The 22,426-nt window shown below is 63.1% G+C and carries 22 protein-coding genes and 1 riboswitch; of the genes, 9 read left to right on the forward strand and 13 right to left on the reverse strand.

Annotated elements, in window-relative coordinates:
• The first annotated feature begins 44 nt into the window (after window positions 1-44).
• Entirely contained in the window at window positions 45-1,013 is a 969-nt protein-coding gene (locus tag O987_RS20380; RefSeq protein WP_003052667.1) for a tripartite tricarboxylate transporter substrate binding protein BugE, read from the forward strand.
• A gap of 122 nt (window positions 1,014-1,135) precedes the next feature.
• On the opposite strand, the gene O987_RS20385 is transcribed toward O987_RS20380, so the two are convergent.
• The 4 genes from O987_RS20385 to O987_RS20400 all read right to left on the reverse strand — a co-directional run bounded on the left by O987_RS20385 (window position 1,136) and on the right by O987_RS20400 (window position 4,872).
• Window positions 1,136-2,185: a porin gene (locus O987_RS20385; protein ID WP_003052664.1), complete on the reverse strand. Its 1,050-nt coding sequence runs from the start codon at window positions 2,183-2,185 to the stop codon at window positions 1,136-1,138.
• A gap of 72 nt (window positions 2,186-2,257) precedes the next feature.
• Window positions 2,258-3,478 (reverse strand): sugar transporter, encoded by a 1,221-nt coding sequence (locus O987_RS20390; protein WP_043374418.1) that lies wholly within the window; start codon window positions 3,476-3,478, stop codon window positions 2,258-2,260.
• A 77-nt stretch (window positions 3,479-3,555) separates the two neighbouring features.
• On the reverse strand, window positions 3,556-4,047 hold the full coding sequence (locus O987_RS20395) for a DUF2127 domain-containing protein (protein WP_043374421.1): 492 nt from the start codon (window positions 4,045-4,047) through the stop codon (window positions 3,556-3,558).
• 165 nt (window positions 4,048-4,212) lie between these two features.
• Window positions 4,213-4,872, reverse strand: a complete 660-nt coding sequence (locus O987_RS20400; protein ID WP_043374423.1) for an NAD(P)-dependent oxidoreductase — start codon at window positions 4,870-4,872, stop codon at window positions 4,213-4,215.
• A 108-nt stretch (window positions 4,873-4,980) separates the two neighbouring features.
• Here O987_RS20400 and O987_RS20405 point away from each other — a divergent pair, with 108 nt between their 5' ends.
• Window positions 4,981-5,892 (forward strand): LysR family transcriptional regulator, encoded by a 912-nt coding sequence (locus O987_RS20405; protein ID WP_043374424.1) that lies wholly within the window; start codon window positions 4,981-4,983, stop codon window positions 5,890-5,892.
• Window positions 5,893-6,032: 140 nt separating this feature from the next.
• Here the strand turns inward: O987_RS20405 and O987_RS20410 are convergent, their stop codons facing one another.
• Together O987_RS20410 and O987_RS20415 are read right to left on the reverse strand one after the other, a co-directional pair.
• Complete coding sequence (locus O987_RS20410) at window positions 6,033-7,169, reverse strand: branched-chain amino acid ABC transporter substrate-binding protein (RefSeq protein ID WP_003052646.1); 1,137 nt, start codon at window positions 7,167-7,169, stop codon at window positions 6,033-6,035.
• A 240-nt stretch (window positions 7,170-7,409) separates the two neighbouring features.
• Window positions 7,410-7,952, reverse strand: coding sequence for a 6,7-dimethyl-8-ribityllumazine synthase (locus O987_RS20415; protein WP_043006880.1), 543 nt, complete (start codon window positions 7,950-7,952; stop codon window positions 7,410-7,412).
• Window positions 7,953-8,042: 90 nt separating this feature from the next.
• Window positions 8,043-8,211: riboswitch (FMN riboswitch) on the reverse strand.
• Window positions 8,212-8,458: 247 nt separating this feature from the next.
• Between O987_RS20415 and O987_RS20420 the strand changes: the two genes are divergently transcribed.
• A complete protein-coding gene (locus tag O987_RS20420; protein WP_232536045.1) occupies window positions 8,459-9,079 on the forward strand; it encodes a hypothetical protein in 621 nt (206 codons plus the stop codon).
• A gap of 87 nt (window positions 9,080-9,166) precedes the next feature.
• Window positions 9,167-9,850, forward strand: a complete 684-nt coding sequence (locus O987_RS20425; protein ID WP_003052635.1) for a DUF4124 domain-containing protein — start codon at window positions 9,167-9,169, stop codon at window positions 9,848-9,850.
• Window positions 9,851-9,971: 121 nt separating this feature from the next.
• Here O987_RS20425 and O987_RS20430 read toward each other — a convergent pair whose 3' ends face one another.
• Window positions 9,972-10,919 carry an NAD-dependent epimerase/dehydratase family protein gene (locus tag O987_RS20430; RefSeq protein WP_043374428.1) on the reverse strand — a complete coding sequence of 316 codons (948 nt, stop codon included), beginning with the start codon at window positions 10,917-10,919 and terminating at the stop codon, window positions 9,972-9,974.
• Window positions 10,920-11,029: 110 nt separating this feature from the next.
• Between O987_RS20430 and O987_RS20435 the strand changes: the two genes are divergently transcribed.
• A complete protein-coding gene (locus O987_RS20435; protein ID WP_043374430.1) occupies window positions 11,030-12,076 on the forward strand; it encodes a CDP-6-deoxy-delta-3,4-glucoseen reductase in 1,047 nt (348 codons plus the stop codon).
• A gap of 120 nt (window positions 12,077-12,196) precedes the next feature.
• Window positions 12,197-13,165: a Bug family tripartite tricarboxylate transporter substrate binding protein gene (locus tag O987_RS20440; protein ID WP_003052626.1), complete on the forward strand. Its 969-nt coding sequence runs from the start codon at window positions 12,197-12,199 to the stop codon at window positions 13,163-13,165.
• Between the two features lie 114 nt (window positions 13,166-13,279).
• On the opposite strand, the gene folK is transcribed toward O987_RS20440, so the two are convergent.
• The 4 genes from folK to hda are packed head-to-tail and all read right to left on the reverse strand — an operon-like array spanning window position 13,280 to window position 16,804.
• Window positions 13,280-13,792 (reverse strand): 2-amino-4-hydroxy-6-hydroxymethyldihydropteridine diphosphokinase, encoded by a 513-nt coding sequence (gene folK, locus O987_RS20445; RefSeq protein ID WP_043374433.1) that lies wholly within the window; start codon window positions 13,790-13,792, stop codon window positions 13,280-13,282.
• Window positions 13,785-15,350 carry a polynucleotide adenylyltransferase PcnB gene (pcnB, locus tag O987_RS20450; RefSeq protein WP_043374436.1) on the reverse strand — a complete coding sequence of 522 codons (1,566 nt, stop codon included), beginning with the start codon at window positions 15,348-15,350 and terminating at the stop codon, window positions 13,785-13,787. The genes folK and pcnB overlap by 8 nt, the downstream gene beginning before the upstream one ends.
• On the reverse strand, window positions 15,347-16,048 hold the full coding sequence (locus tag O987_RS20455) for an HAD family hydrolase (RefSeq protein WP_003052618.1): 702 nt from the start codon (window positions 16,046-16,048) through the stop codon (window positions 15,347-15,349). The genes pcnB and O987_RS20455 overlap by 4 nt, the downstream gene beginning before the upstream one ends.
• 57 nt (window positions 16,049-16,105) lie before the next feature.
• Window positions 16,106-16,804, reverse strand: coding sequence for a DnaA regulatory inactivator Hda (gene hda, locus O987_RS20460; protein ID WP_003070849.1), 699 nt, complete (start codon window positions 16,802-16,804; stop codon window positions 16,106-16,108).
• Window positions 16,805-17,160: 356 nt separating this feature from the next.
• Here hda and purM point away from each other — a divergent pair, with 356 nt between their 5' ends.
• Window positions 17,161-18,213, forward strand: a complete 1,053-nt coding sequence (gene purM, locus O987_RS20465; RefSeq protein ID WP_003052609.1) for a phosphoribosylformylglycinamidine cyclo-ligase — start codon at window positions 17,161-17,163, stop codon at window positions 18,211-18,213.
• Between the two features lie 36 nt (window positions 18,214-18,249).
• The gene (locus O987_RS20470; protein ID WP_043374439.1) at window positions 18,250-19,308 is read left to right on the forward strand and encodes an AI-2E family transporter; all 1,059 of its coding nucleotides are present in this window, start codon (window positions 18,250-18,252) and stop codon (window positions 19,306-19,308) included.
• 11 nt (window positions 19,309-19,319) lie between these two features.
• Here the strand turns inward: O987_RS20470 and O987_RS20475 are convergent, their stop codons facing one another.
• On the reverse strand, window positions 19,320-20,168 hold the full coding sequence (locus tag O987_RS20475; protein WP_003052604.1) for a SirB1 family protein: 849 nt from the start codon (window positions 20,166-20,168) through the stop codon (window positions 19,320-19,322).
• A 104-nt stretch (window positions 20,169-20,272) separates the two neighbouring features.
• Complete coding sequence (gene murJ / locus O987_RS20480) at window positions 20,273-21,838, reverse strand: murein biosynthesis integral membrane protein MurJ (RefSeq protein ID WP_003052601.1); 1,566 nt, start codon at window positions 21,836-21,838, stop codon at window positions 20,273-20,275.
• 249 nt (window positions 21,839-22,087) lie between these two features.
• Between murJ and rpsT the strand changes: the two genes are divergently transcribed.
• Window positions 22,088-22,381 carry a 30S ribosomal protein S20 gene (gene rpsT / locus O987_RS20485; protein WP_003052598.1) on the forward strand — a complete coding sequence of 98 codons (294 nt, stop codon included), beginning with the start codon at window positions 22,088-22,090 and terminating at the stop codon, window positions 22,379-22,381.
• Window positions 22,382-22,426 lie beyond the last annotated feature (45 nt).

The following is a 22,426-nucleotide window of genomic DNA, read 5'->3' on the forward strand; positions in this document are numbered from 1 at the left end:
TAGATCGGTGCCTGCCTTTCACACATCACACCAAGGAGACAAACATGTTCAAGTTCACCGCCACCGTCGTGGCCGCCCTCGCCGTTTGCGGCGCAGCCCAGGCGCAGAGCAACTACCCCAACAAGCCCATCAGACTGCTGGTGCCCTTTGCCGCCGGCGGCACGACCGACCTGATTGCCCGCATCATTGCCGAGCCTCTGAGCCGTGAACTGGGCCAGTCCGTGGTGGTGGAAAACAAGGGCGGCGGCGGCGGCAGCATCGGCGCCTCCGAAACCGCGCGCGCGGCCCCCGATGGCTACAACCTCGGCATTGCCACCGTCTCCACCACGGCGACCAATCCGGCCATCAACCCCAAGATTCCCTACAACGTGGCCACCGACTTCACGCCCATCGTGAACATTGCCGCCACGCCCAACATCATTGCGGCCAACCCAAAGTTCGCCGGCAAGGACTACAAGAGCTTCCTGGCCGAGATCAAGAACCATCCCGCCAAGTACTCATACGCATCGCCCGGCCTGGGCTCCATCACCCACCTGATGATGGAAATGTTCAAGCTGGAAACCAAGACCGAGATGACCCACGTGCCCTACCGTGGCTCGGGCCCTGCGCTCAACGACACCGTGGCCGGTCAGGTGCCGCTGATTTTCGACAACCTGCCCTCCACTCTGCCCTTTGTGAAGGAAAAGCGTCTCACGGCCCTGGTCGTCGCCGCTCCGCAGCGCATTGCAGCCCTGCCTGATGTGCCGACCTTCAAGGAAGTCGGCCTGCCCCAGGTCAACCGCATGGCGTACTACGGCATCGTCGGCCCCAAGAACCTGCCCAAGGACGTCGTGGCCAAGATCAACGCGGCCGTGCGCAAGGCCGTGCAGGACCCCAACGTGAAGAAGCGCATCGAGGAAAGCGGCTCCATCATCATGGCCGACACCCCCGAAGCCTTTGCCAAGCAGATGGCCGAAGAGCTGGCCGTCTACAAGAACGTGGTGCAAAAGCAGAACCTGAAGATGGACGAGTAAGCGTCTTCGGCACATGAAAAAAAGTCCTCGCCGGCACATACCGGCGAGGACTTTTTCTTGGCCCCGCCTCATGCACAAGCCAGGTGCTCATGCATGAAACTGGTGCAATGCAAGACCTGTTCTCAGAAACGGTGGCGGATACCCACCAGGGCGCTGGTGCCGGACTTGTTGGGAATGTCCATGCTCACGCGGTCATACATGGCCACCGCATAGACATCGGTGCGCTTGGACAGGAAATGGTCGTAGCCGAGGCTGACGGTGGTGCGTGTGCCGCTGACGTTGCCCACTTCCGACTTGGTGCGTGCAGCCGCAGCCTTGAAGGTTCCAGGCGTGCCGCTGACGGGGATGTCCAGACCCAGCGAGTAGGTGGTGTTCTCGCGATCCTGGGCATTGATCTTGGCCTGGCCGTACGTCGCATAGAGCTTGGCCACGCTGAAGTCATAGCTGCCGCCCACCATCCAGTTGCTCTTGGTCGGCATCACCGCCAGCGATACCGGGTTGTTGATCTGCGCACGCTCGTAGAACGCGGTCAGGCTCAGCGGTCCGCCCGAGTACATCAGGTTCAGGCCCACATTCTTCTTGCCCTTGTTGCCGCTGCTGGTCTGCTCGCCGAACTGGTAATGCACATTGGCCCTGAGGCCGCCGAAACTGGGCGTGGAATACAGGATCTGGTTGCTCCAGCCGGTGTTGGAGGCCGTGGTCAGGCTGTCCGTTCCCCAGGCTGCCGTCGTCATATTCGCATGCAGCACCAGCGGCGAGACCGTGAAGGAGTCGCCAAACGGATTGGTCAGCACCGTGGGCAGGAAGTTAGGCGCCAGGCCACGGCCCAGGCTCACGCGGCCAAAGCTGCCAGCCAGACCCACATTGGCATCACGCGAGAAAAAGGGGTCGGCATCAAAGCGGCCGGGGGTACCGGTATCGGCACGGAAAAAGCTCGTGATATTGAAGTCGGCCTTGAGGCCGCCGCCCAGATCCTCCACGCCCTTCACACCCCACCAGGAAGTGGTCAGACCGCCGGAGCCGACCGAGGCCACGCGCTGCTGGCCTGCCAGCTTCATGGAGCCGGCATAGCTGTCGATGGTGCCGGTGAGCTGCACGGAGCTCTGGGCCTGGGCCGACAGGCTGGCCGCAGCCAGGGCGATGGTGGTGAAGGTAGCGGCAAACGCTTTCATGGGTGGTTTCCTCTCTAAAAAAATTTGAGACAAACCACCCATGCAAGAGTCAGGCCAGTTTTGTATACAAAACTAGGACTTCAAACGAAAGCTGTCGGCCAGCTTCAGCATCATGAACAGCCAGAGCGCGCCGCCCAGCGCAATCAGCAGGCCACCCACCAGACCGATATGTGTCATGCCCCAATGCTGGCTGACGATGCTGCCCAGCAGCGCGCCGCCGCCAATGCCGATATTGAAAATGCCCGAGAACATGGACATGGCCACATCGGTGGCATCCGGCGCCAGATTCAGTACCTTGGACTGCATGGACAGCGCAAAGCAGATCATGGCAATGCCCCAGACCGAGCTTTGCAGATACAGGCTCCAGACATGCGTGCTGCTCATGACCAGCAGCAGCAGGCTCAGCGCCAGCACGCCGATGGACGACAGCAGAAAGCCCCGCGGAAAGCGCATACCGAACCAGCCGAACAGCACGCTGCCCACAATGCCCATGCCGCCATACAGCAGCAGCACGGCCGTGGTCACATCGCCGGAGTGGCCGGCAATGTCCTGCACAAAGGGCTCGATATAGCTGTAGGCCGTGAACTGACCGGTAATCACCACCACCAGCAGCACATAGATACCTACCAGGGCCGGGCGCCTGAACAGCATGGGCACACTGGACAGGGAGCCCGCGTTCTCGCTGGGCAGCAGAGGCAAGAGCTTGCCCAGCACCAGCATCACCGCCGCCGCCACCCCACCGATGGCCAGAAACGTCATGCGCCAGCCCAGCCATTCACCCACGATGCGACCCAGCGGAATGCCCAGCACCATGGCCACGGAGGTGCCCGTGGCCAGCAGGCTCAGCGCCATGGCCTTCTTGCCCGGCGGCGCCACGCGCACGGCCAGCGAGGCCGTGATGGACCAGAACACCGCATGCGACAGCGCAATGCCGATGCGGCTGATGACCAAAGACGCATAGCTCCAGGCCACGCCCGAGAGCAGATGGCTGAGCACAAACACCGCGAACACGCCCATCAGCAGCTTGCGCCGCTCCACCTTGCGCGTGAGCAGCATGAAGGGCAGCGAGGCCAGCGCGACCACCCAGGCATAGATGGTGAGCATCAGCCCCACCTGCTCCACCTGCATCTCGAAGCTGGCGCCAATGCTGCTGAGCAAACCGACGGGCACGAACTCGCTGGTGTTGAAGACAAAAGCGCCCAGCGCCAGCGCAATGACGCTGAGCCAGGCCTGGGCGGGGGATCGGGCAGGAGATATCGAGGTGGAGATCGGAGAGGCTAAGGGCTCTGTCATGAATTTGCAGCTTGCTGCAACGCAGCATAAAGACCGAATTGTGCGCGCCCATGCGTCAAACAGGGCGCACAGTCCGCTTATTCCGCAGCCATTGCAGGGACGAGGGCCTGCCTGCGCTTCTGAATGAGCCTGGTCAGCAGCACCAGAACCAGTGCAATATTGAAGGCCAGCACCAGCATCGCCTGCCAACTGCTGCGATGCAGCAGATGGAGCAGCTCAAACGGCAGGTACACGGTGCTGGCCAGTACGCCGAACCACTCCCCCCAGGCCTTGTCCTGCCACAGCCCCCAGGCCTCGATGAAGCGCACGGCCGCATAGAGACAGCCGAGCAGCACCAGCGTACTGACCGGCGTGACGTTGAGGGCATCCGCGGCCTGCAGCAGCAGGGCCGGATAGCGTTGCTGAGGCGACAGGCCCGCATGGCCGATCAACTCCAGCACCAGGCGATGGATATCGTGGTGCAGCAGACTCAGCACGCCCCACAGCCCCAACAGCGCCGCCACGCCTTTGGTGGCCTCGAACACGGCCATGGCCTTGACCGCAGTGCGCAGTGACGACTGTGAACTCATGGGCGTTTCCGTCGCTGAAAGCACCACTATAGAAACAACTGCCGGATAGCGCTCGCGCTGACCTTGTGCAGACACGCACCGCCATCCGCGGCAGCTCAAGTGGCTCTAGACGCCTGCGCCCCAGGTAAAGCGCAGGCCCAAGCAGCAGCAGGATCTACGGCAGAATCAATAGGCCACCGTGAAGCGCTCACGCACATGGAGGCCCTGCTCCAGTGCATCGATCAGCGCCACGGCCAGGTCTTGCACCGAAATATCGCCGGGCTGACCGTCAGCCTGCATCAACGGTTCGTCCTTGCCCGTGCGGTACTCGGCAGTGCGGCCCCTGGATTGCGCATCGGAGCCGCCATGAAAGCCCACGGCCGGACTCAGCATGGTCCAGTCCAGAGCGACTTCCCTTTGCAACTCGGCAAACATGTCGCGCGCCGCCGAGGCGCCGGGCTTGATGAACGCCGGGAAGTCGGGCGAATCCACCAGCTGCTGGCCATTCACATACAGGCTGCCGGCGCCGCCCACGACCAGATAGCGCTTGATGCCCGCAGCCTTGACACCTTGCACGATGGCACGCGAGCCCTGCATGAAATCGGCATAGATATCGGGATTGTTCCAGCCTGCGTTATAGGCGCTGACCACCGCGTCGCAGCCGGTCACGGCTCGCTGCACCTCGTCAGCGTTGAGCACATCGGCCTTGACGAACTGCACATGCTCGCGTGCGGCAGCGGCCTCGGGCTTGCGTACCAGGGCCACGACATCATGACCGCGACGCAGCAGCTCATCCAGCAATCCGGCACCGACAAAACCCGTGGCGCCAATCAATGCAACTTTCATGAAAAAACTCCTTGTATCTTCAACAGGGCTAAAGATTAATCGGCATTAATCGCGAAAAAAACCCCCTTCAGCCACCATGACCTTGAAGCCGCACTTCAAAATAGCCTCATGGAAGATTTCAGACGCATGGCCATTTTTGCCGCCGTGGTGGAGCGCGGCAGCATGAGCGCCGCCGCCCGCCAGCTCGCCATGACGCCCTCGGCGGTCAGCCAGCACATCCGTCAGCTGGAGCAGGAAGCCGGTCTGACACTACTGCACCGCTCCACGCGCCAGCTGACGCTGACTGATGCCGGCCAGCGCTTCTACATCCAGTGTGCCGCCATGTGCGAAGCTGCCAGCCGGGCACGCGCCGAACTGGCCGCCGAGCATCAACGCCCCAGCGGCGAGCTGCGTCTGGCCGCCCCAGCCGGCTTTACCCAGCATGCGGCACCGGCGCTCGGCAAGTGGCTGGCCATGCATCCTGAGCTGCGGCTGCGCCTGCTGATGGATGACGCCCCCATAGACCTGATCCAGGCGCGCGTGGATCTGGCGCTGCGCTTCGGCAATCTGCAGGACTCCAGCTGGGTGGCCCGCCATCTGGGGCGCAGCGCCACCGTGCTCTGCGCCTCGCCGCATTGGATCAAGGCGCATGGCAGCACTCCTCGACACCCGGGCGAGCTGGCGCAGCTGCCCTGGCTGGAGATGAGCCGCAGCGACGATGCCCAGGCCGACTTTCTATGGCGACAGCAGGGCACGAACCAGGAGTTCCGGCTGCAGGTGCGCCCGCTCATGGTCAGCAACCACCGCAGCGCGGTGCAGCAATTTTGCGAAGCGGGTCTGGGCCTTGCCCTGCTCTCGGCCCATGACGTGGCAGCCAGTCTGGAGTCTGGCAGCCTGGTGCGCCTGCTGCCCGACTGGAATATGGGCATGCTGGACATCTGGGCCGTCACCGCCAGCCGCGACACCCTGCCCGCCAAGGTGCGCGAGGCCATCGAGGTGCTGCGCGAGTATTTCGGTCAGCTCCAGGGTATGCAGAACTAGCGCAATCCTCAAGCCTGCGAGGACCTGGCACCCATCCAGGCCTGCCGCCCAGGCGCTGAAAGCAAAAAAGCCTGCAAATGCGAGGCATCTGCAGGCTTTGCAAAACAGGCCACACCACATGGCCCTGCGCACTCAAACCATCATTTCAGATCAATAGGCGTCTTGTTGCCGTTCACATAGCGGCTCAGCGTATAGCTGGGGTTCTTCATTTCGCCGTTCTTCTCGAACTGGATCTTGGAGGTCACACCCGAGAAGTCGGACTTCTGCAGGAAGGGGATATAGACTTTGGGGTCCCAGGAGTTGGCACGCTTCATGGCGTCGGCCAGCAGCATGGTGCCGTCATAGAAATAGGGGCTGTAGACCTGGAACTGGCCCGGATACTTGGCGTCATAGCGCTTCTTCCACTCCGTGCCGCCAGGCATCTTGGCAATGGAGGCGCCGCCATCGGCGCAGACCACGTTCTCCAGCGGCTTGGCACCTGCAGCCACCTTGGCCAGCTCGGTCACGCAAATGCCGTCGCCGCCGAACATCTTGACGTCATTCATGCCCAGCTGGGCCATCTGGCGCAACATGGGGCCGGCCTGACCGTACATGCCGCCGTAGAAGATGGCATCGGGCTTCTTGGCCTTGATGGAGGTCAGAATGGCCATGAAGTCCGTGGCCTTGTCGTTGGTGAACTCGTTGGCAACGATCTTGATGCCCTGCTTTTCGGCATCCTTCTTGAACACATTGGCCAGACCCTGACCATAGGCCGTGCGGTCGTCGATCACGGCAACGTTCTTGAGCTTGAGGTTCTTGGCCGCATAGGTGGCCAGTGCAGCACCCAGGGCGTTGTCGTTGGCAATCACGCGATAGGTGGTGTTCCAGCCGGGCTTAGTCAGGTCGGGGTTGGTCGCCGCGCCCGTGATCATGGGAATGCCGCAGTCCTGGAAGACCTTGGACGAAGGAATCGCCACGCCGGAGTTCACAAAGGCCACGGCACCGGCGACCTTGTCATCGCAGAGCTTCTGCGAAGCGGCCGTGCCCTGCTTGGGGTCGGCCACATCGTCTTCGGCCACCAGCACGAACTTGACCTTCTTGCCGCCGATTTCCATGCCCTTGGCGTTCAGGTCCTCGATGGCCATGCGCACGCCGTTTTCATCGTCCTTGCCGAAGTGAGCCTGAGGGCCGGAGGTCGGGCCGATGTGGCCGATCTTGATGATCTGCTCCTGGGCCATCACCCCGCCTGCCATACCTGCTACGACTGTCGCGATACACAACTTGCCAAAATTCTTCATTGCGCACTCCACTCGGTTGAGACAAGACGCAACCTTATGCCCCGCGGCAGGCAATTGGCAATGAGGCAATCACATAGGTGCAGGGAGTGCTACACCGGCACAACAATCAGTGTTTTCAGGGATCGGCAAGTGCGCCGGGCTGTGCTGGAAAAAGCCGCCGCCAACCCATGCTCGCGAAATGGCAGCAGGACCCAAGAAGAACGCCCCAGACTGGGGCGTTCCTTTATCAACAACTGCCGCTCAGGCTGCCTTGGCCTGCAGGAACGCATCCACCTTGGCATGCTGGTCCAGCGTGCTCAGACAGGCATGGGCCACTTCCACGCCCTTCTTCACGAAGTGCTGGCGGAAGAACTCCACATGATCGCCATGTTCGTGGAAGTCGCGCGGCGTCAGCACGGCGGAGAACACGGGCACTTCGGAGTCCATCTGCACGCGCATCAGCCCGTCGATCACGGCCGTGGTCACGAATTCATGGCGATAGATACCGCCGTTGACGATCAGTGCCGTGGCGATCACTGCATCGAAACGACCGCTTTGTGCCAGCTTCTTGGCCAGCAGCGGGATTTCAAAGGCACCGGGCACGCTGAAATGCGTGATGTTGCCTGCCTGCACGCCTTGTGCCTGGAGCTCGGCCTGGGCGGCATCGCGTGCCTGGTAGACCACTTCGGTGTGCCAGCTGGCACTGATGATGGCAATGCGGCTGCGGCCGGCCACAGCCTTCCAGGGCGTACCGTCGGAAGTCGCGTGAGTGGCAAAGTTCATGGAGATGGGGGTCTGATTCATGGTGGTATTTCCAGAAAATTCCAATGAATCAGGGCGTGCGCAAGAACACCTGCCCATGCGGCAGCGACAGCTGCACCACGGACCAATGCTGCGCGATCTCTTTCATCCGGACTATGACCGTCGGCTCTGGCATCTCACCAGATCTGCTGACCCTGCAGGCTCTGGCGAGACTGCAGGCGCTCGCGGGCTGCTGCAGTCAATGCAAGGCATTGCCGCAGATACCGCCGGTGGGGAATTGCACCCCGCCCTGAGAACGCTGCTTTGCAGTGAACCTGAATTCACCGCAAGACGAAGTCATTCTAGCGAGGCTTTGGCTGCGCTTTTGACAAAAGGGTCACTATGGCGCCAATCTGAAAAATCAAGACAAAACTGCCATCATCAACCGTCCACAAAGCGAAACATGCTCTCATTTGATGAGCACGTGACATCATGAAGTCAACCCGGAACAGCCGCCGGACGTTGAGAGCACAAAGCCTTGTTCCACCCACACCTCCAACCGACCCGCCATGAAGTCATCCCTGCAGGCAATGATGTCCACCTCCACACGCTGGGCCAGCATGGGGGCTTTGGCGGTGCTGTGCACGGCGTGCGCGGTTCCGGGCGAGTACGACTCCGGCTATGGGGGCGGCTACGGTGGCAGCTATGGCTCCACCACCGTCTACAGCACCCAGCCTGCTTATCCGGCCTATCCCGCCTACCCGGTGTACCAGGGCCAGGACCGCAATGACTGGGCATGGCGCGAACGTGAACGCCGTCAATGGGAGCGCCAGCGCGAGCTGGAACGCGATCGCGCCCAGAACATGCGCGATCGCGAGCAATGGCAGCGTCAGATGGAACGCGACCGCGCTCAGCAACAGCGCGACCGGGACCAGCAGCGCCGCGACTGGGATCGTCAGCAATCCCAGAATCGCCGCGATCAGGACCAGATGCGCCGCCAGCAGGAGCGCGAGCAGCAACAGCAATCGCAGCAGCGCGAGCGTGACCGCATGCAGGCCGAACGCGATCGCCAGCAACAGGCCCGCGACCGCCAACAGCAAGACCGCGAACGTGAGCGCGATCAGCGCCAGCAGCAACGCCCGCGCGAAGGCCAGCAGCAAGGCTTTCCTCCTCGCGGCGACTGGCGCTGACCGGATGCTGCGGCACGGCACCGCTTCTGCTTTTCCTGCCGCCACTTCATAATTTGCAGGCACTCAAACGCCTTTGAAGGAGCGGTCATGTCAGAGCCCCTATCTCCCACCGTCATCATGCGCAAGCTGCCGCTGGGCTTGCTGCTGGGCTGGGCGCTGATCGCAGGCACGGCCCAGGCTCAGGTCATGCGCTGTGTCGATGCCAAGACCGGCGAGGTGACCTATACCAACGGCCGCTGCATCCCGGGCGAAATGAGCACGCAGATTCAGGCGGCGCAAAGCGCCGAGGAAATTGCGTCCGAACGCGCCAATGCCAGCCAGGCGCGGGAGCGCAGCAAGGCCCAGATGGCGCGCGACGATGCCCAGCGCCGTCAGCGCGAAGAGCAGGAGCGCAAGGAGCGCGAAGCCGCCGAGAGAGCCCAGGCCCGGGCCGGTGCCAATCTGGAAAACACAGCCGCCTGCCGCCAGGCCCGCGAGCGCTACAACGCCATTCTGGCCGAAGCCAGCCCCGATCCGGCCACCTGGGGAGAGCGCAGCCAGGCGGCCCAGGCCCAGATGGAGATGAGCTGCCTGGGCGCAGCCGCCTACCAGCAGCTGCAGCAAAGCCGGGCGCTGCAGCCCAATGCCATCAACCGCCCGCAGTGGGGCTATGGCTATCCCAACCGCTACCCGCCGGCACGTCCCACGCCATCGCAGCCACCCGCCAAGATCGTCAACTGCAATGTCTTCCGCTGCTATGACAACCGCGGCGGCGTTCATCCGATACCGTAGTCCCCCTGAGGCGCTGTGCGCCTTCCCCCAGGGAGCGACAGCTTCGCTGCGCGGCGGCGCTGGCTTGCTGCCCAATACCTGACCGCGCCAATTTTGGACGATCGTGCTCTTGGCCCCCTGCCTAGCTTTGCAGGCCCTCAGTCACCGTGGGATAGCGCAGCCTGAGCCGCAATTCGCGCTTGAGCCGCCGATTCGACAGCCGCCGCGACTCGCTCATGAAGCTCAGCAGACTTGCGGGCAGTTCGGTCTGCGCCTGCTCGCGTGAGATGCGCGGCGGCCTGGCCAAGCCGTAGAGATCGGCCGCCAGATCGAAGTAATCCCCCATCTTCAACTGCGTGTCGTCGCTGGCGTGATAGATGCGCTGCGCCTTGCCACGCCACAGCGCAAGCAGGCAGGCACGCGCCAGGTCATCGGCATGAATATGGTTGGTATAGACATCGTCTTCGGGCTGCAGCACGGCGGTGCCACGCTGCAGTCGGGTGCGGGGCGTACCGCCCTCCCGATCTGGGGCATAGATGCCGGGAATGCGCAGCAGGCTGGTCCGCAGACCCGAGCGCCCTGCAAAGCGCACCGCGAGTTCGGCATTCACGCGGCGCTGAGCTCTGGCAGTCGTCGGCGCAACGGATCGGGTTTCGCTCACCCACTGCCCATGGCAATCGCCATAAACGCCCGAGGTCGATGCATAGACCAGGCTGCGCGGCAGGCTGCGCAGGCGCAGTGCCCGCAGCAGCGCCGTGGTGCGGGTGTCCAGCCACCAGCGTTCATCCCCGGCAGCCGGTGCCGGAGGCGGCGCCAGGTGCAGCACACGCGTCGCGATACCTGCCAGTCTGCGCAGGCTGGCCGGATCATCCAGATCCCCCCACAAAGGCCTCACGGCCTGGGCATGCAGCAAACCGGCCCGCTCCGGATTGCGGCTCAAGGCCAGCACCTGGACTGCCTGCCTGCCGCGGCCCGAAGTGCGCAGCAATCGGGACACGCGCCGACCCACATCGCCGTGGCCGACGATCAATAGACGTTCACGACGAAAGCGCGCTGGCAGCGCGCCCAATGGGCTTTGGTTTGAGGGCAAAATCGGGACCTGGTGCGTACAAGTTCTAAGGAGCCGCTGGCGTTGCTGCGACAGCAGCAGCGCCGACAAAAAAGGCTGCCGGATACGCCTTCAAGGATAACCAAAACGTCATGACCGAGATTGCCCACGCTTCGTTTGAAATTACCGTCCAGCCCAGTGGACGTGCTTTTGCCACTCAGGGCGCTGAAACCATTCTGGCTGCGGCGATTCGTACCGGCGTCGGCCTGCCCTACGGCTGCAAGGACGGTGCCTGCGGCTCCTGCAAGTGCAAGAAGCTCAGCGGTGACGTCAGCCACGGCACGCACTCGGACAAGGCTTTGAGCGCCGAGGAGGAAGCCAGCGGCTATGTGCTGACCTGCTGCGCCATACCCCACAGCGATGTGGTGCTGGAGTCGCGCCAGGTCACGGATGCCAGTTCCTTTCCCATCAAGAAGATGCCCGTACGCGTGGCTGCGCTCGAGAAGAAGTCGCATGACGTGATGCAGGTGCGCCTGCAGTTGCCGGCCAGCGAGAAGTTCAAGTACCACGCCGGCCAGTATGTGGAGTTCATACTGCGTGACGGCGCCCGCCGTGCCTATTCCATGGCCACCGCGCCTCATGTGCAGGAAACGGCGCCCGGCATCGAGTTGCATATCCGTCACATGCAGGGCGGCAAGTTCACCGACCATGTCTTCGGTGGCATGAAGGAAAAGGAAATCCTGCGTGTGGAGGGGCCGTTCGGCAGCTTCTTCCTGCGCGAGGACTCGGACAAGCCCATCATCCTGCTGGCCTCGGGCACGGGCTTTGCCCCCATCAAGGCCCTGATCGAGCATATGCGCCACAAGGGGATCAACCGCCCCGTCGCGCTGTACTGGGGCGGCCGCCGCCCCTCCGATCTGTACGACGCCAGCTGGATTGCCGAGCACACGGCCGCGATGCCCCAGTTCAGGTATGTCCCCGTGATCTCCGACGCCCTGGCCGAGGATGCCTGGACAGGCCGCACCGGCTTTGTCCACCAGGCCGTGCTGGACGACTTTGCCGACCTGTCCGGCTACCAGGTCTATGCCTGCGGAGCTCCCATCGTCGTGGATTCGGCTCGCGCCGCTTATACCAGCGAACGCGCCCTGCCTGCCGAAGAGTTCTACGCCGACGCCTTCACCTCCGAAGCGGACAAGTAAGAGCGCTGTTTTTCGCAAGCCCCGATGCATTCCATGACGCATCAGGGTTTACGCGCAATTTTCTTGCACAAGTAACCGCCAGTTCCGGAGCCGCTGCAATTTTTTGCACAATAGAGCTCTATGAACCGTAGAAACAGCCTTCTCTCGGTCATGGCGGCCGTTGCTGCCTTGGCCTCTCCTCTCTCCCAGGCCCAAGAACCCATCCGTCTGATCGTGCCCTATGCGCCCGGTGGTCCGCTGGACATCACCTCCCGCGCTCTGGCAGAGCGGGTGCGCGATTCTCTGGGCGTCGTCATCATCGACAACAAGGCCGGTGCCGGTGGCAATATCGGCGCCGACGCCATTGCCAAGGCCCAGCCCGACGGCCTGACCATAGGCCTGGCCGCCACGGCCACGCATGCCGTCAACCCATGGCTCTATACCAAGATGCCCTATGACGCGGGCAAGGACTTTGCCGGCATCACCCAGATGGTGCGCGTGCCCAATGTGCTGGTGATGAATGCCGCCAAGGCCGAGCAGCTCAAGATCCATAGCGTGGCCGATCTGATCACCTACGCCAAGGGCCATCCCGGCAAGCTCAACTACGGCAGCGGCGGCAATGGCTCCGCAGGCCATCTGGCCGGCGAGATGCTCAAGCAAAAGGCCGGCATCTTCGCACTGCACGTACCCTACCGTGGCGCCAACCCCGCCCAGCTGGCCCTGCTGTCTGGCGAGGTGGACTTCAATATCGACAACCTGGCTGCAGCCGCTCCCAATATCAAGAGCGGCAAGCTGGTGGCCCTGGCGGTGACTTCGCTCAACGCCTCGCCGCTGCTGCCCGGCGTGCCCGCGCTGTCCAAGACCTACCCCGGTTTTGCCATCGACACCTGGTGGGGACTGGTGGCCCCGGCCGGCACCCCCAAGCCGGTGCTGGACAAGCTGAGCAAGGCCTTCAATGATGCCCTGCACGCACCGGAAACCAAGACCCGCTTCAACGCCCTGATGGCCGAACCCGTGGGCTCCACGCCTGCAGAATTCGACAAGTTCATGGCCGCCGAGCGAGCCAAGTACCAGCCCATCGTCAAGGCCTCCGGCGCCAAGGTCGACTGACGGACCCTGGCACTGATAAAAAAGCCCCGGCAGCCTGACGGCCCCGGGGCTTTTTTCAGTCAGTTTCAGCCTCAATCGCTTGCCAGGCAAGCGCAAGAAGCTATCAAATCTGAACTACGCTGACAGTTCTATCCACCAGCCCTGAACCAGGCTGCGTTCTATGTCCTGATCTGCCACTGCCTGCAGTTGTTCGGCGCTCACGCAGCCGGGCGCAATTTCGGCCAGTGGCACCAGCACAAAGGCGCGCTGCCACATGCGCGGGTGGGGAAGAATCAGCTCGGGAGCCTGCGACTGCCTGTCGCCCCATAGCTCGATATCCAGATCCAGCGTGCGCGGTGCATTGCGGTAGGGGCGTTCGCGTCCGGCCTGCAGCTCGATCGCCTGCAGCGAGTGCAGCAGATTCAGCGGCTCCTGCTCGGTGCGCAGCAGCGCCACCGCATTCAGATAGTCAGGCCCGGAAGAATCAATGGGTTTGCTGCTGTAGAGCGAGGACACGGCCAGCAGCTCGGTCCGGGCCAGCCCGGCCATCGCCGCCACGGCCCGGGACAGGGTCTGGCGCGCATCGCCCAGATTGGCCCCGAGACCGACGGCAACCGTGTCGGCCGCCAGGACCGGCGGTCTATTCATCGCCACCGGCTGCAGGAGCAGCGCCAGCGGATGGTTTGCGGCGACGGCGGCGACGCTTTTTGGGAGCTGCTGCATCGCCTTCCGCGGCGACCTGATCCAGCGGGCTGTCCTGGTCGCCTTCGGCTTTTTTCTTCGCCACGCGATGCACCTTGGGAGTCGTTTGCTGCTGGGCACGCTGGCGGGCGCGCTGCTCGTCGCGGGCCTGGGCAATCAGGTCATCGCGCTGGGCATCGTCGGCCTGCTGGAATTCCTGCCACCAGCTGGCCAGGCTTTCCTCGACCTCGCCGATATCGGCACGCAGGCGCATGAAGTCAAAACCGGCCCGGAAGCGCGGCTGCGCCACCATGGAGAGCGGGGTGGCTCCGGTGCGCTTGTCAAAGCGTGGCTGCATGACCCAGATCTCGCGCATATCGGCGGCCAGCTTGCCCCGGCCCGAGACATCGCCGATACGCTGATCGAACACCTCGTCGATCGACTCCTGCAGTGCAGGGAAAGGGTGATAGCTCTTGGCCAGACGCTTTTCCCAGCCCTGCTTGACGTCCTGCCACAGCACGCAGGCCAGCAAGAAGCTGGGCGCCACGGGCTTGCCTTCGGCCACGCGGCGGTCGGTATCCATCAGTGCGGCTTGCACGAAGGGATGGTCGGCGCGCTCCATGACCACGTCCAGCAGCGGATAGATGCCGCGAGACAGACCCAATTCCTTGAGCTGTGCCACAGAGGCCAGCGCGTGACCGGTCTGCAGCAGCTTGAGCATTTCGTCGAACAATCGGCTTTGCGGCACTTCCTGCAGCAGCGGCTCGCACTCGACCAGAGGCTTGGCGGTCTTGGCTTCGAGCTTGAAGCCCTTGCTGCTGAGCTTGGCGGCAAAGCGCACGGCACGAATGATGCGCACCGGGTCTTCGCGGTAGCGCGTGGCCGGATCGCCGATCATGCGCAGCACCTTCTTCTTGGCATCCGCAATGCCGCCGTGATAGTCGACCACGATCTGTGTCTCGGGGTCGTAGTACATGGCGTTGATGGTGAAGTCGCGGCGCGTGGCGTCCTGGTCCTGCGGGCCCCAGACGTTGTCGCGCAGAACGCGGCCGCTGGCATCCACGGCATGTTTCAGCCCTGCGAGCTGATTCTTGCTGGTACGTTCATTGCCGCTGACCTGCTCGGCCGCACTGTTGTCCAGAAAGGCCCGGAAGGTGGACACCTCGATGACTTCGTTTTCACGGCCACGGCCATAGACCACGTGCACGATCCGAAAGCGCTTGCCGATGATGAAGGCACGGCGAAACAGATTCTTGACCTGTTCGGGCGTGGCATCGGTGGCCACGTCGAAGTCCTTGGGGCGCAGGCCCAGCAGCAGGTCGCGCACGGCGCCGCCGACGATATAGGCCTCGTGGCCAGAGCGCTTGAGAGTCTGCACCACGTCGATGGCGCGACGGTCCACCAGGTTCGGGTCTATGCCATGAACCTGAACCGGCACTTCCTCACGCTTGCCGAACTTGGGCTTGCGCGAGCGGGGAGCTGCGGGCGCCTTGCCCAGCAGCTTGTCAATAATGGTCTTGATCATGGTGCTTCGCTAAATAGGTCCACGATGCGCCAGCCGCGTTCCTCGGCCAGGGCACGCAAGCGCGCATCGGGGTTGGTGGCCACCGGGTGATCCACTTTTTCAAGCAGCGGCACATCGTTCATGGAGTCGCTGTAGAAGGTCGCCTCGACGTCCTCCCAGCGCAGGCCGCGCTGGGTCAGCCATTCGGTCATGCGCACGACCTTGCCCTCGCGCATATTGGGAGTGCCGGCGATCTCGCCGGTGAACCAGCCGCTGTCATCACGCACCAGCTCGGTCGCCAGCAGATGATGCACGCCGAAAGCCTGGGCGATGGGACGCGTCACAAACTCGTTGGTGGCCGAGGTGATGACCACGGTATCGCCCGCATCCAGGTGCTGCTGCACCAATGCCAGGGCGGCAGGCTTCATGGCGGGACGAATCACTTCATCCATGAAACGCTGGTGCGCAGCCATGGCCGCAGCCGCGCCGCGCTGAACCACAGCAGCCGTGGCAAAGCGCACATAGTCGGGGATGTTGAGACGGCCGGCCAGATAGTCGTCAAAAAAGGCATCGTTCTGGCGCCCGAACTCCTCGCGGTCGCACCAGCCGATGGCGATGGAGAACTCGCCCCAGCCATGGTCGGAGTCCAGCGGCAGCAGCGTATGGTCCAGGTCAAACAGGGCCAGCCTGGGCTTGATAGCCAATTCAGAAGTCGACATTCAAATCCAACAAAAAATGCTGTGGCATGGCCAAAGCGGGGAGCGTGACCGGAGGCCTCACTCGGTTTCCAGCATGGTCTTGAGCAGCGGGATGGTGATGGCGCGCTTGTTGCGCAAGGCAAAACCGTCCAGCATGTCCAGCAGCTGCATCAGCGAGCCCAGATCGCGAGAAAAGCGTCTGAGCATGTAATCCATCACTTCGTCGCTCAAAAACACGCCACGGGCATCGGCTTCCTGACGCAGCACGGCACGCCGTGCCGACTCGTCGAGCAGATGCAGCTGATAGACATGCCCCCAGCCAAGACGGGTGCGCAAGTCCTCACGCATCTTGAGATCGGCGACTGGCAGCTGACCCGCAGCCAGCACCCAGCGCGGCAGGCCGGTGGCGGGACTGGTGGCATTCACAAACCAGTTGAAGGCACGCGCCTGCTGGAACGGTGTGTAGATATCCACATCGTCCATGAGCACGGCGGCCCAGCGCTCGTCGAACTCGGGCGGGAACGGCGTGGATGCATCCATCCAGCCCACCATCGCGCCTTGCTCGCGCAAAGCTTCTCGCACCGCCTTGAGCAAATGACTCTTGCCGGACCCGGCCTCTCCCCAGAGATAGGTGGGCACAGGCGTACGCGACTGCTGCAGCTGACCATCGCCCACCCAGTGACGCAGATGATCGATCAGCGCAGCATTCGGGCCGACGAAGAAACGCGCAAGCGTCGGGCCGGGCGCCATGCTGATATCCAGAGCCAGCTGCTTCATCTGCGACATACGCGCAGCGCCCCCTTTCCTGGGCATTCAACAGCCCATGCGGCGAAATCTGGCAGGAGATTCATCGGCATCAATGGTGAAAGATACAAAGGCCCGGACGCGCATTTAGATCAGGCCCTGCAATATGCCCTAGCGTGATCACTCGGTAACAAAAGCACTAATTTTAGTCTGCACTCGCAGCCCCGGGCGGGTTCGGGCTGATTTTGCCTACTGCCGTTGTTGCAGTCAGACCATGAATGCTGCAGCAAAACCCTTTGACGCATGTCCGGCCGCCCCCGCTGCACGGGCAAGCGCCGTAGAATCCCGGGGTTTCCGCCCAGCAGGGCGCCCCCGCACCGGATCCATCGATGAGCTCTTCCGCACCCTCCTCTACTCCCATTTCCTACAAAGACGCCGGTGTTGACATCGACGCAGGCGACGCCCTGGTCGAACGCATCAAGCCCCTGGCCAAGAAAACCATGCGCGAAGGCGTGATGGCCGGCATCGGCGGCTTCGGCGCCCTGTTCGAGGTGCCCAAGCGCTACAAGGAACCCGTGCTGGTGTCCGGCACCGACGGCGTGGGCACCAAGCTCAAGCTGGCCTTCGAGTGGAATATGCACGACACCGTGGGCATCGACCTGGTGGCCATGAGCGTGAACGATGTGCTGGTGCAAGGTGCCGAGCCCCTGTTCTTCCTCGACTACTTCGCCTGCGGCAAGCTGCATGTGGACACGGCCGCCGCCGTGGTGGGCGGCATTGCCAAGGGCTGCGAGCTGTCCGGCTGCGCGCTGATCGGTGGTGAAACCGCCGAGATGCCCGGCATGTACCCCGATGGCGAATACGATCTGGCCGGCTTTGCCGTCGGCGCGGTCGAGAAGTCCAAGATCCTCAGCGGTCAGAACGTCAAGCCCGGCGACGTGGTGCTGGGCCTGGCCTCGCACGGCGTGCACTCCAATGGCTTCTCTCTGGTGCGCAAGTGCATCGAGCGCGCCGAAGCCCAGGGCAGCCTGCCCGAGACCCTGGACGGCAAGCCCTTCAAGGCCGCCATCATGGAGCCCACGCGCCTGTATGTGAAGAACGTGCTGGCCGCACTGGACAAGCACCCCATCAAGGCCCTGGCCCACATCACCGGCGGCGGCCTGCTGGAAAACATTCCCCGCGTGCTGCCCGAAGGCACCGCAGCCCATCTCAAGGCTGGCAGCTGGCCTCAGACCGAGCTGTTCGCCTGGCTGCAAAAGACCGCCGGTATTGACGACATCGAGATGAACCGCACGTTCAACAACGGTATCGGCATGGTGGTTGTGGTGGCCGCTGAAGACGCAGAAGCCACGGCAGCCACACTGGCCGAGCTGGGCGAGAAGGTCTACAACATCGGCGCCATCACGGAAATCGGCTCCGGCAAGCCCGTTGAAGTGCGCTAAGCAGGTCTTCATCACAGCCCCTCTATCCCGACCTGAATGACGCAGCATTTGCCCGCCCCCATCACTACGCAACCGGGTGCTTCACCCAAGGTCATACTGGCCAGTTACATATTGATGGGGGCAGCGCTGCTGCTCGTCATGCATCAGGGGATTCTTCCCGGACTGCTGTGCGTATGCGTGGGTTTCATGCTGACCCGCGCCCTGTCTCGCCTGCTGTCCCGGCTCAGTCCTCGCGCCTTTGCCCGCAATCAGCTGCCGCACTGGGCCCAGGTGGCGGCGACCACCGTCGTGATTCTGGCGCCCCTGGCCCTGCTCAGCGGCGCCCTCTCCCAAACCCGCACCTACATCACCGAGGCCCCCGCCCAGTACAAGGAACTGCTGGACTACCTGGCGGCCACGGTGCTGGAGCTGCGAGAGAAACTGCCCTCGGACATTGCCGATCAACTGCCTGACGGCGCCCAGGAGATTCAAAGCAAGCTGGCCGGCTATCTGGCCGCCAAGGCCGGCGTGCTGGCCACTGCAGGCCGAGCCTGGCTTACCGGCCTGCTCTACGCCTATGTGGGCCTGATCATCGGCGCTCTGGCCGCAGTACGCCCCATCGCCACGCGCCACCCGCCGCTGGTGCTGGCCCTGCAGCAGCGCATCGGACACTTTGCCCTGGCCTTCAAGCAGATCGTGGCCGCCCAGTTCTGGATCGCCGCCTTCAACACCTTGCTGACCTCCATCTTCCTGCTGGCCATATTGCCGATCTGGAAGCTGCAGCTGCCCTATACCCCCGCGCTGATCACGCTGACTTTCATCGCCGGCCTGATCCCCATCGTCGGCAACCTGCTGTGCAACGCCGTACTGACGCTGGTCGGCCTGTCGGTGTCGCCCGTGGCCGCCGCCGCCTGCCTGGGCTTCCTGATCCTGATCCACAAGGCCGAATACGTGATCAACGCCAAGGTCGTGGGAACGCGCACGCACATGGGCGTATGGGAGCTGCTGGCCGTGATGTTCGTGGCCGAGTCCGTCTTCGGCCCCGCCGGTCTGGTGGCGGCACCGCTGTTCTACGCCTATCTCAAGAAAGAGCTGGAAGCCGCACAGCTGGTGTAGGCTGGCAGCTTTCAGCCCGCGCGGCGCAGCCGGGCGATGGTCTTGACGATGTAATCGGCCTCCTGCCCCTGCGCAGCGGGCGCATAACGCTCCAGATCCGATAGCGCTCTTTCAACTACCCCCCATTGGGCATAGGCCATGCCTCGGTCCCGGTACAGCTCTTCGCGACCGGGCTGCAGCAAAATCAGGCGATTGAGCACGGCCACCAGCATGGGCCAGTCCTTCTGGACCTGATGAATCTCCTGCAGATTGCGCAGCATGCGCGCCATGACATCACGCGGATGGGCTGCCTGCAGGTACAGACCCAGCGGCGGCGCATCGTCGGGCGTTATGCCTGCCTGATCGAGAAACGGCTGCAGGCGCTCCGCCAGCGCACTTGCGGAATAGGAATCGCCCGTCAGCGGGTCCTGCACCACCTGGCCCTGCGGCAGCATGGCCTTGACCAGGAAATGCCCCGGAAAGCCTATGCCTTCCACCGTCAGACCGATGCTGGCAGCCAGTTCCAGCCAGATCAGCGCCACGCTGATGGGAATGCCGCGCCGCGTCTGCAGCACATGGTGGATATAACTGTTGGCGGGGTCGTAGTAGTTGTTGAGGTTGCCGGCAAAGCCCAGCTCGCCATAGAAGAACTTGTTGAGCACAGCGAGCTTGTGCAGGCCGTCTTCCTCACCAGCCAGACGCTGCACCAGACGCACCTGCAGCCTGTCCAGATCGGCCTGCACGGCCTGCAGGTCAAGATCAGGCTCGGCATCCTGGGCAATGCTGATGGCCGCTTCCATCAGGGCAAAGTTATCGTCGCTCTGCACCAGGGACGCAAAATACTGCAGGGCCGTGGGGTACTCGTCAATCGTCCAGCTCATAAACCGGTTTGTAAGCCGCCTTGGCAGGCCACGCAAGCGGAATGCCCTTGATACGCCTGTAAAAACTGCACTGGCCGCTCACTTTTCCAATAGCAGCGCGAACTCTAGCGGCGCAGCAACTGACGCAGATTCAGGCCTGACAACCTCAGCGCGCCGAAGTAGAGCACGGCGGCCCCGGCCATCATGGCGGCCAGCAGCCCAGCACGCAGCAAGCCATTGCTACGCAGGCCCACCCAGTCGAAATGTTGACTGCCCCAGAGCAGCAGCACCGCCAGCAAGGCACTGGCAGCGATCACCTGCAGGATGAACTTCAGCCACCCCGGTCCGGGCTTGTAGGTGCCGCGACGCAGCAAGCCGATGAGCAGCCAGGTCGCATTGACCAGCGCAGCTAGGCCGATGGACAGGGCCAGCCCCGTGTGCTTGAGCCAGGGCACCAGCACCAGATTGAGCAACTGCGTAATGACCAGCACCACGATCGCGATCTTCACGGGTGTGCGGATGTCCTGGCTGGCGTAATAGCCTGGCGCCAGCACCTTGATGGCCACCAGGCCCAGCAGGCCAGCGCCGTAGCCCATCAGGGCCAGGGCGATCTGTCCCACATCGCTGTCATGCAGGGCGCCACGATGGAACAGCGTGGCTACCAGCGGCGTGGCGAAGGTCAGCAGGCCCACGGCGCAGGGCACGGCCAGCAGCACCACCAGTCGCAGCCCCCAGTCCAGCATATTGGAGTAGCGCTCGCCGTCACCGGCCGCCCTGGCGGACGCCAGCTGCGGCGTCAGCACCACGCCCAGGGCCACGCCCAGCAGGGACGTGGGAAACTCCATCAGACGGTCGGCATAGAACAGCCAGGTCACGCTGCCGGGCGCCATATAGGAAGCGATCTGGGTGTTGATCATCAATGAAACCTGGGCCACGCCAACCCCCAGCAGCGCCGGCCCCATCAGCGCCAGGATACGGCGCACGCCTGCCTCGTCCCAGGCTGCGCGAATGGCTGCAGGCGAAAAGCCGATCCGGGGCATCAGCCCCATGGAGCGCAGCGCCGGAATCTGCACCGCCAGCTGCAGCACCCCGCCCAGCATCACGCCGCCGGCCATGGCGTAGATGGGCTCTATGCCCTGCTTTTCGAACCAGGGTGCTCCCAGCAGAGCCGCCACGATCATGCTGAGATTGAGCAGCACGGGCGTGGCGGCCGATACCGCGAACTTCTTCCAAGTATTGAGAATGCCTGCCGACAACGCCACCAGCGACATGAAGCCGATATAGGGGAACATCCAGCGCGTCATCACCACAGCGGCGTGATAGCCGTCGGGCGACTGGCGCATGCCACTGGCCAGCAACCAGACCAGCAGCGGAGCGCCGATCACACCCAGCACGCAGACCACCAGCAGCGCCCAGAACAGCAGGGTTGCAACATGACTGATCAGGTGGCGCGTGGCCTCCTCGCCATCCCGGGTCTTGCTCGCGGCCAGCACCGGCACAAAGGCCTGACTGAAAGCGCCCTCGGCGAACAGACGACGAAAGAGATTGGGAATTCTGAAAGCGACATTGAAGGCATCGGTCAGCGCATTGGCGCCGAACATGGAGGCCATGAGCAGATCGCGCACCAGCCCCGAAATACGGGAGGCCAGCGTCAGAAGAGATACGGTGGAGGCGGCTTTGAACAGTGACACGCAGCGAAGTGTATGCGTTCATGCCAAGCGCTGCAGGCTGATTTGCGGCGCTTTTCACTCTGTAGCAATCCAGCGATCTCAAACCAGACAAGGCCCAACACAGAGACATCGAGCAAGGTCCTTGGCGGCCCCGCCACCCCGCAGCAAGGATGTCGTCCCCCTTAAAGGGGGAGGCGGCAAAGTCGCACAGGGGGTGATACAATCCAGGGTTTTGCTGACATCATCCTCAGACACACAAGGAAATAAATCATGGCAACTAAAGCCAAAAAGAACCCCCGCCTGGCTTCTGGCCGCAAGCGCGCGCGCCAGAACGTCAAGCTGAACGCTGCGAACACTTCGCTGCGTTCCAAGTACCGTACTGCTGTCAAGAATGTCGAGAAGGCTGTTGTGGCCGGCGACAAGACCAAGGCAGCTGAACTGTTTGCCAAGGCTCAGTCCGTGATCGACGCGATCGCCGACAAGGGCATCTTCCACAAGAACAAGGCAGCTCGCGACAAGAGCCGCCTGTCCGCCAAGGTCAAGACCCTGGCTCTGGCTGCTTAACACCAGCCTCCCTCAAGCACGGATGACTTCGGTCATCTGCCGTTT

Source organism: Comamonas testosteroni TK102, assembly GCF_000739375.1.
GTDB lineage: Bacteria > Pseudomonadota > Gammaproteobacteria > Burkholderiales > Burkholderiaceae_C > Comamonas > Comamonas brasiliensis.